The 9,531-nt window shown below is 69.1% G+C and carries 2 protein-coding genes; both read left to right on the top strand.

What is annotated here, in order from left to right:
• Nucleotides 1-30: 30 nt before the first annotated feature.
• Complete coding sequence (locus ACFV57_RS42245) at nucleotides 31-8,304, top strand: SDR family NAD(P)-dependent oxidoreductase (protein WP_385244489.1); 8,274 nt, start codon at nucleotides 31-33, stop codon at nucleotides 8,302-8,304.
• Nucleotides 8,305-8,361: 57 nt separating this feature from the next.
• The coding region (locus ACFV57_RS42240) for a beta-ketoacyl synthase N-terminal-like domain-containing protein (RefSeq protein WP_385244485.1) at nucleotides 8,362-9,531 on the top strand (1,170 nt) is incomplete at its 3' end.

Raw genomic sequence — 9,531 nt, 5'->3', positions numbered from 1 at the left:
GTGGCGGCCTGTGCCTCGCACCCGGACGCCATGACCGCCGTCCCCCTGCTGCGCTCCGACCGTGCGGAGCCGCTGGCGTTCTTGTCGGCTCTGGCACAGGCCTATGTCCGGGGGGTTCCTGTTGACTGGGCGGCTGTGTTCGCCGGCACCGGGGCCCGCCGTGTCGATCTGCCCACCTACGCCTTCCAACACCAGCGCTACTGGCTGGAGAGCACGGCAGACGCAGGCGATGTAACGGCTGCCGGGCTGGTGACAGCCGGGCATCCGCTGCTCGGTGCCGCGGTCGAGCTCGCGGGCGGCGAGGGCCTCGTGCTGACCGGCCGCCTGTCGTTGCAGTCACATGGCTGGCTGGGAGACTGCTCGGTGCTCGGCACCGTGGTCGTGCCGGACGCGACGTTCGTGGAGTTCGCGGTCGTCGCCGGGGACCGTCTGGGCTGCGGCAACGTGGAAGAGCTGACGCCGGCAGCCCCGCTCGTCCTCCCGGAGCAGGGCGGTGTCGTGGTCCAGGTGGTCGTCGGCGCAGCGGACGGCGAGGGCCGGCGCGAGATGGGCGTCTACTCACGTCCTGAGGACGGGAGCACCGAAGGCTCCTGGACTCTGCACGCTTCAGGACGACTGGGCCGGGCGGGCGGTGTGCCCGCCACCGATCTGACGGTATGGCCGCCTGCGGACGCGACCGAGACCGACGCGACCGGCCTCTACGAGCTGGTCGCCGCGGAGGGGTACGTCTACGGCCCCGCCTTCCAGTGCGTACGGCGGGTCTGGCGGCGTGGCGAGGAACTGTTCGCCGAGCTGGCGTTGGCCGAGGCGGAAGCGTCCGGTGCCGAAGCGTTCGTGCTCCACCCCGCTCTGCTCGACGCCGCACTGCACCCGCTGATGTCGGCCACGTCGCCCGGAGCCGGCCCGGCCGGGCTCACATCGTCCTGGTCCGATGTCAGGGTGCACGCCCGCGCCGCCTCGGCGCTGCGCGTGCGGCTCGTCCCGACCGGCCTGGAGACCTTCGCACTGACCGCGGCCGATGACGCAGGCGCGCTGGTCGTGTCGGCGAACGCCGTGACCGTACGGCCGCTCTCGCCGGAGGCCTTGCGTACGGCCGGCGCCGGGCGACCGGATTCGCTGTTCGCGGTCGAATGGGTACGGGCGACCGTGGACCGTGAGCCCGAAGGCATCGAGGACTGGGCCGTACTCGGCGACGGGCCCGCCTTCTCGCTCCCCGCCTCTTACCGTGACCTCCCCACCCTGATCGCAGCCATGGACGACGGGGCCGCTGTCCCGGCTGTCGTCGTTGCCGCTCTCGAACCAGCGGATGAGGACGAGTACGCACCCGACGCAGCCCGGACGGCAACACACCGCGCGCTTGCCCTGGCGCAGGACTGGCTGGCGGAGGAACGGTTCAGCCGCGCACGCCTGGTGGTGGTCACGCGCCGGGCGACCGGCCCCGAGGCAGAGGACGATCTGCCGCTGGCCGCGGTTCGGGGCCTGCTGCGGTCCGTTCAGGCGGAGAATCCGGACCGGCTCGTCCTGGTCGATCTCGACGCTGATGAACGGTCCGTGGACGCTCTGTCGCTGGCGTTGGCTGCCGGCGAGCCGCAGGTGGCGGTGCGCGGCGATGAGGTGTGGGTGCCGCGCCTGACGCATGCGTCTACTCCTGGTGAGCCGGCTGGGCCGGTGTGGGATGCGGCGGGGACGGTGCTGATCACGGGTGGTACCGGTGGTCTGGGTGCGCTCGCCGCACGTCACCTGGTGGTCGAGCATGACGTGCGGAACCTGCTGCTGGTCAGCCGCCGAGGTGAAGGGGCCCCTGGCGCGGCTGGGCTGGTGGGTGAGTTGTCCGGGCTGGGTGCCCGGGTGTCGGTGGCGGCTTGTGATGTCGCCGACCGTGAGGCTCTGGCGAAGCTGCTGGCGGGCATACCGCGGGAGCATCCGCTGGCCGCTGTGGTGCACACCGCGGGTGTCCTGGATGACGGTGTGGTGGCCTCGCTGACGCCTGAGCGGGTGGATGCGGTGCTGCGGCCGAAGGTGGACGCGGCCTGGCACCTGCACGAACTGACCCGGGACCTCGACCTCTCCGCCTTCGTCCTCTATTCCTCCTTTGCCGGAGTGCTGGGTACGGCCGGGCAGGGCAACTACGCCGCGGCCAATGCCTTCCTCGATGCCCTGGCGCGCCACCGGACGGGGCTCGGCCTGGCCGCGACCTCGCTGGCCTGGGGATTCTGGGCCGAGTCCGGCGGCATGACCGGTGAACTGTCGGAGACCGAACTCCGAAGACTGGTGCGTACCGGTGTGACGCCGATGGGTGACACGGAGGGCATGGCGCTCTTCGACATGGCTCTGGAGCACGGGCGCCCCGTGCTCGTTCCGGCCGGGCTCGATGTCCGAGCGCTGCGGGCGCAGGGCGAAGACCTGGCCCCGCTGCTGCGCGGAATCGCCGGCGGTATCACACGGCGCACCGCCACGACGGGTGGCGTGGGGCAGAGCGGTGCCTCCGCCCTGGAACGTCGGCTGGCAGGGCTGCCCGGGGAGGAGCGCGAGCGCGCGCTGCTCGATTTCGTACGGACTCAGGTCGCCACCGTCCTCAACCACGCGACCGTGGACCTCATAGACGTCAACCGCCAGTTCCAGACCCTCGGCTTCACCTCCCTCACCGCCGTCGAACTGCGCAACAAGCTCGCCACGGCGAGCGGACTGACGCTCCCGGCAGCGCTCGTCTTCGACCACCCGACGCCCAAGGCGCTCGCCGCCTACCTCGGCACGGAACTCGACGGCTCCGCCCAGGTGGCCGAACGCGTCACCGCCACGACGACCGTCGGAGCCGATGAGCCGGTCGCCATCGTCGGCATGGCGTGCCATTTCCCGGGCGGGGTGTCCTCCCCCGAGGACCTCTGGCGGCTGGTGGCCACGGGCACGGACGCGATGTCGCCCTTCCCGACGGACCGTGGCTGGGACATCGACGGGCTGTACGACCCCTCCCCGGAACGCGCGGGCAAGAGCTACGTGCGTGAGGGCGGATTCATGGAGAGCATCGCCGACTTCGATGCGGGCTTCTTCGGGATCTCGCCGCGTGAGGCACTGGCGATGGACCCGCAGCAGCGGCTGTTGCTGGAGACGGCCTGGGAGACCCTGGAGCGCGCCGGCATCGACCCGGCCTCGCTCGGCGGCCAGGACGTGGGCGTTTACGTCGGCGGTAACGGCGAGGACTACTCCACCCTCTCCACCAAGGCCTCGGCAGACACCGAGGGATACCTCGTCACCGGCAACGCGGCGAGCGTCGTCTCGGGGCGTATTGCCTACCAGTTGGGGCTGACTGGTCCTGCGGTGACGGTGGACACGGCGTGTTCGTCGTCGCTGGTGGCGCTGCACCTGGCAGCTCAGGCCCTGCGCTCCGGCGAGTGCTCGATGGCACTCGTCGGCGGAGTCACCCTCATGGCCACCCCCAGGGCATTCGTGGAGTTCTCGCGTCAGCGGGGTTTGGCGGTGGATGGGCGTTGCAAGGCGTTCGCTGCTGCCGCGGATGGCACCGGCTGGGGTGAGGGTGTGGGCATGTTGCTGGTGGAGCGGTTGTCGGATGCGCGGAAGAACGGGCATCAGGTGCTGGCTGTGGTGCGTGGTTCGGCGGTGAATCAGGATGGTGCGTCGAATGGTTTGACGGCGCCGAATGGTCCGTCGCAGCAGCGGGTGATCCGGCAGGCGTTGGCCAATGCGCGTCTGTCGGCGGTGGATGTGGATGCGGTGGAGGCGCACGGTACGGGGACGCGTCTGGGTGATCCGATTGAGGCGGAGGCGTTGTTGGCCACGTATGGCCAGGGGCGTGAGGCGGGGCGTCCGTTGTGGCTGGGGTCGTTGAAGTCGAACATCGGTCATACGCAGGCGGCTGCGGGTGTGGCGGGTGTGATCAAGATGGTGATGGCGATGCGGGAGGGCGTGCTGCCCGAGACGCTGCACGTGGATGCGCCGAGTCCGCACGTGGACTGGTCGGCCGGCGGGGTGGAGCTGCTGACCGAGTCGCGGGCGTGGCCGGAGGCCGGGCGTCCTCGGCGGGCGGGGGTGTCGTCGTTCGGTGTCAGCGGTACCAATGCGCACGTCATCCTCGAACAGCCGGTGGTGGAGGCTCCCGCTGAGGTAGCGGTCGAGCAGGTTCTGCCGGTGGTGCCGTGGGTGGTCTCGGGCCATTCTGCGGGTGCGCTCGTGGAACAGGCGGGTCGGCTGGCGGGCGCGTGTGCGGATCTTGATCCGGTGGATGTGGGGTTGTCGTTGGTGTCGTCGCGGTCGGTTTTTGAGCATCGTGCTGTGGTGCTGGGGTCGGATCGGGACGGTTTGTTGTCGGGTGTTGGGGTGTTGGCTGGTGGTGGGGTGGGTGTGGGTGTGGTGTCGGGTGTGGTGGGTTCGGTGGGTAAGCGGGTGTTTGTTTTTCCGGGTCAGGGTGCGCAGTGGGTGGGGATGGCGGCGGGGTTGTTGGGGGAGTCGTCGGTGTTTGCGGGGGTGATGGCGGAGTGTGATGGTGTGTTGGGTGGTTTGGTGGGGTGGTCGGTGTTGGATGTGGTGCGGGGTGTGGTGGGGGCGCCGTCGTTGGATCGGGTGGATGTGGTGCAGCCGGTGTCGTGGGCGGTGATGGTGTCGTTGGCTGCGGTGTGGCGGTCGTTGGGTGTGGAGCCGGATGCGGTGGTGGGGCATTCGCAGGGGGAGATTGCGGCGGCGTGTGTGGCGGGGGGTTTGTCGTTGGCTGATGGTGCGCGTGTGGTGGCGTTGCGGAGTCGGGCGATTGCGTCGTCGTTGGCGGGTCGTGGCGGGATGATGTCGGTGTCGTTGCCGTTGGAGGCGGTGGAAACGCGCCTGGCCGAGGCCGAGGCCGGGGCTGAGGGTGCCGCTGGGGTGGAGGTTGCGGCGGTTAATGGTCCGGGGTCGGTGGTGGTGGCGGGTGATGTGGAGGCGTTGGCGGGTCTTCAGCGGGTGTGGGAGGCCGAGGGGGTGCGGGTGCGGGTGGTGCCGGTGGATTACGCGTCGCATACCTCGCATGTGGAGGCGATCGAATCGGAGCTGGCGGAGGTCCTTGCCGGCATTGAGCCGCGGGTGCCACGTATTCCAATGTTCTCGTCACTGTTGGGGGATTGGCTGGGGGAGGTGGCGTTGGATGCGGGGTATTGGTATCGGAATTTGCGGGAGCGGGTGCGGTTTGAGGATGCGGTGCGGGTTTTGGCGGCGGAGGGGTTCGGTGTGTTCATCGAGTCGAGTGCGCATCCTGTGCTGACGGTTCCGGTGCAGGAGACTCTGGAGGATGTGGGTGTGTCGTCGGGGGTGGTGGTGGGTTCGTTGCGGCGTGGTGAGGGTGGTTTGGGTCAGTTGTTGGTGTCGGTGGCGCAGGTGTTTGTGCGGGGTGTGGAGGTGGCGTGGGATCGGTTGTTTGTGGGGTCGGGGGCGCGGGTGGTGGGTTTGCCGACGTATGCGTTCCAGCGTGAGCGTTTCTGGCTGGATGCCTCCGCCAATGGCAATGGCGGTAGCGCTGGTGTGGTGGCGGCGGGTCTGGGCCGTGGGGGTCATCCGTTGCTGGGTGCGGTGGTGGAGCTGGCGGGCAGCGGTGGTCTGGTGTTGTCGGGTCGGGTGTCGTTGCGTTCGCATCCGTGGCTGGCGGGTCATGCGGTGCTGGGAACGGTGTTGTTGCCGGGGACAGGGTTTGTGGAGCTGGCTGTTGCTGCCGCCGACCGGGTGGGGTGCGCGGGTATTGAGGAGTTGATGCTCCATGCGCCGCTGGTGCTGCCGGCGGACGGTGCGGTCACGGTCCAGGTCACCGTCGGCGCCCCCGACGCGGCAGGCGGTCGTGAGCTGAGTGTCCATTCCCGCCCGGAGACCCCGGATCACATCGATGGCGAGTGGGTTCTGCATGCCTCGGGCCTGCTCACGGCTGCTGCCGCCGAGCCGGGTGCGGCAGCGGATTTGACCGTATGGCCGCCGGCGGGTGCGGTTGAGGTGGACAGCGAGGGTCTCTACGAGCGCGTGGCTGAGCGCGGCTATGGCTACGGTCCTGCTTTCCAGGGCCTTGGTCGTGTCTGGCGGCGTGGTGAGGAGATCTTCGCCGAGGTCGCACTTCCCCAGGACCAGCACGCCCAGGCCGAGGAGTTCATCCTCCACCCCGCCCTCCTCGACGCCGCGACGCATCCGCTGCTCCCCGGCGTGGTGCACACGGATCGTGAACTCAGTCTTCCTTTCTCGTGGTCCGGCGTGACCGTGCACGCCGGCGTGGCCACCGCGCTCCGCGTCCATATATCACCGTCCGGCCCGGACACGTTCGCGTTGACTGCCGCGGACACGTCCGGCTCACCGGTCGTGAGTGTGAAGGCCATCGTGTCGAGGCCGGTGGCTGAAGACGCGCTGCGGCAGGCGGCCACGAACACTGCTGCTTCGCTGTTCCGGGTCGACTGGGTCGCGACGCCGGCTTCTGCCGGCCGGGCGGTTGAACCTGACGCGGTGGCGATGGTGGGCGCAAACGCGCACGTTCGTATGGACGGTGCTGCATCGTTCCCGGATCTGGCGTCGGTAGCGGCGGGTGGTGCGGTGCCGCCGTGGGTGTGCGCCGTCGTGCCGTCGAGTGCTCCGGATGCGGATGCGGATGTGGTGGCTGGTGCGCGGGCGGTGACGCTGGAAGCGTTGGCGCTGGTGCAGCAATGGCTGGCAGAGGAACGGTTCGCCGACTCCCGGCTGGTGATCATCACCCGGAACGCGGTACCGGCAAACGGCGACGTGGATCTCACGTCCGCCGGAGTGTGGGGGCTGTTGCGGACGGCTCAGACGGAGAACCCGGGCCGGTTCGTCCTCATCGACCTCGACGGTGACGAACAGTCCGCACCGGCCCTGCCGCAGGCGATGGCCGCCGAAGAGCCACAAGTGGCGATCCGGACAGGCGAGTTGCGCGTGCCGCGCCTGACGCGTGCGTCTGCTCCTGGTGAGTCGGCTGGGCCGGTGTGGGATGCGGCGGGCACAGTGCTGATCACCGGTGGTACCGGTGGTCTGGGCGCACTCGCCGCACGTCACCTGGTGGTCGAGCATGACGTGCGGAACCTGCTGCTGGTCAGCCGCCGTGGTGAACAGGCCCCTGGCGCGGCTGAGCTGGTGGGCGAGTTGTCCGGGCTGGGTGCGCGGGTGTCGGTGGCGGCTTGTGATGTCGCCGACCGTGAGGCTCTGGCGCAGCTGCTGGCGGGCATACCGCGGGAGCACCCGCTGACCGCTGTGGTGCACACCGCGGGTGTCTTGGATGACGGTGTGGTGGCCTCGCTGACGCCTGAGCGGGTGGATACGGTGCTGCGGCCGAAGGTGGACGCGGCCTGGCACCTGCACGAACTGACCCGGGACCTCGACCTCTCCGCCTTCGTCCTCTACTCCTCCTTTGCCGGAGTGCTGGGTACGGCCGGGCAGGGCAACTACGCCGCGGCCAACGCCTTCCTCGATGCCCTGGCACGCCACCGGACGGGGCTCGGCCTGGCCGCGACCTCGCTGGCCTGGGGATTCTGGGCCGAGGCGAGTGCGATGACCGGTCACTTGGGCGACGTCGATCTGCGTCGTATGAACCGGGTGGGTGTACTGCCGCTCTCCAATGCCGAGGGTATGCGTCTCTTCGACGCTTCACTGGATCTCGGCGACGCTCTCCTCGCACCCGTCCGTATCGACGTACCCGCGCTGCGGACGATGGCAGCCGACGAAGTGCCGGCACTGCTGAGCGGATTCGTACGGACCGGGGTCCGGCGCAGCGTGGCTGCCGGAGCCGTGGCCGGTGGGCCGTCGTTGCCGGAGCGGCTGGTAGCGATGCCGCCAGAGGAGCGGGACCGGTTCCTGGTCGATCTGGTACGTGGCGAGGTGGCCGGAGTCCTCGGCTACGAAGGGCTCCAGGGGGTCGGGCCGGACCGGGCGTTCAAGGAACTCGGCTTCGACTCGCTCACCGCGGTCGAACTGCGCAACCGACTCAACGCCCGCACCGGCCTGCGTCTGCCGACTGCCCTGGTCTTCGACTATCCGTCACCGAGTGCGGTGGCCGCGCATCTCTCCGAGAAGCTGCCGCGCTCCGCCGTGTCCGGCGAACCGGTGTCGGCGGCGCAGGAGATCGACAGGCTGGAAACGGTGCTGTGGCCGCATTCCGGAAACAGCGCCGAAGACGCCGAGGGCATCGCGGAACGTCTGGAAATGATCGTCCTGAGGTTGCGGGAAGGCGCTCGCGGAGCAGCGGGCCGGCCTTCCGAGTCCGAGCCCGAGCGCGATATCGAGACCGCATCGGTCGACAAGCTGCTCGATCTCATCGATGAGGAATTCGACCTCTCCTAGGGTCCGAATCCTGCAGAAAACCGGAATTGAACTTTCGCGCACCGAGGAAGTGACGTCGTGCAAGAAGAGCAGCAGCAGGACAAGGTCGTAGAGTATCTCAGGAGAATGACTGCTGATCTCCGTCGTGCTCGTCAGCGCATCCAGGATCTGGAGTCGAAGAGCCATGAGCCGATTGCGATAGTCGCCATGGCGTGCAAATTCCCGGGCGGTGTGCAGTCCCCCGAGGAATTGTGGGACACGGTGGCGAACGGTGTCGACGCGGTTTCCCCCTTTCCCGCAGATCGCGGCTGGGACATGGAATCGGTCTACCACCCGGATCCGGACCGGCCCGGCACCAGCTACACGCGGCACGGCGGCTTCCTGCACGATGCGGCCCAGTTCGATGCGGGCTTCTTCGGGATCTCGCCGCGTGAGGCACTGGCGATGGACCCGCAGCAGCGGCTGCTGCTGGAGACGGCCTGGGAGACCCTGGAGCGCGCCGGCATCGACCCGGCTGCCCTCCGCGGCAGTGAAACCGGTGTGTTCATCGGTGGTACGGGGCAGGAATACGGCCCTCGTGTGCAGGAGGCACCGGAAAGCGTCGAGGGAACGATGCTCACCGGAAGCACCCTCAGCATCATGTCGGGGCGTATCGCCTACCAGTTGGGCCTCAACGGCCCGGCGGTGACGGTGGACACGGCATGCTCGTCCTCCCTCGTCGCGCTGCACCAGGCCGTCCAGGCGCTGCGTGCCGGGGAATGCACCATGGCGCTCGTCGGCGCTGTGGCCGTCATGTCCACCCCTTCCGGTTTCATCGAGTTTTCGCGTCAGCGGGGCCTGGCGGCGGATGGGCGCTGCAAGGCGTTCGCTGCTGCCGCCGATGGCACCGGCTGGGGTGAGGGCGTGGGCATGTTGCTGGTGGAGCGGCTGTCGGATGCGCGGAAGAACGGGCACCAGGTGCTGGCCGTCGTACGCGGTACGGCCGTCAATCAGGATGGCGCGTCGAACGGCCTCACGGCGCCGAATGGTCCGTCGCAGCAGCGGGTGATCCGGCAGGCGTTGGCCAACGCGCGCCTGTCGGCGACCGATGTGGATGCGGTGGAGGCGCACGGCACGGGCACGAAGCTCGGCGACCCGATCGAGGTCGAGGCGTTGTTGGCCACGTATGGCCAGGGGCGTGAGGCGGGGAGCCCGTTGTGGCTGGGGTCGTTGAAGTCCAACATCGGTCACACCCAGGCCGCGGCCGGT

Source organism: Streptomyces sp. NPDC059788 (assembly GCF_042732265.1).
GTDB lineage: Bacteria > Actinomycetota > Actinomycetes > Streptomycetales > Streptomycetaceae > Streptomyces.
This window is presented reverse-complemented; position numbering and strand designations above follow the sequence as displayed.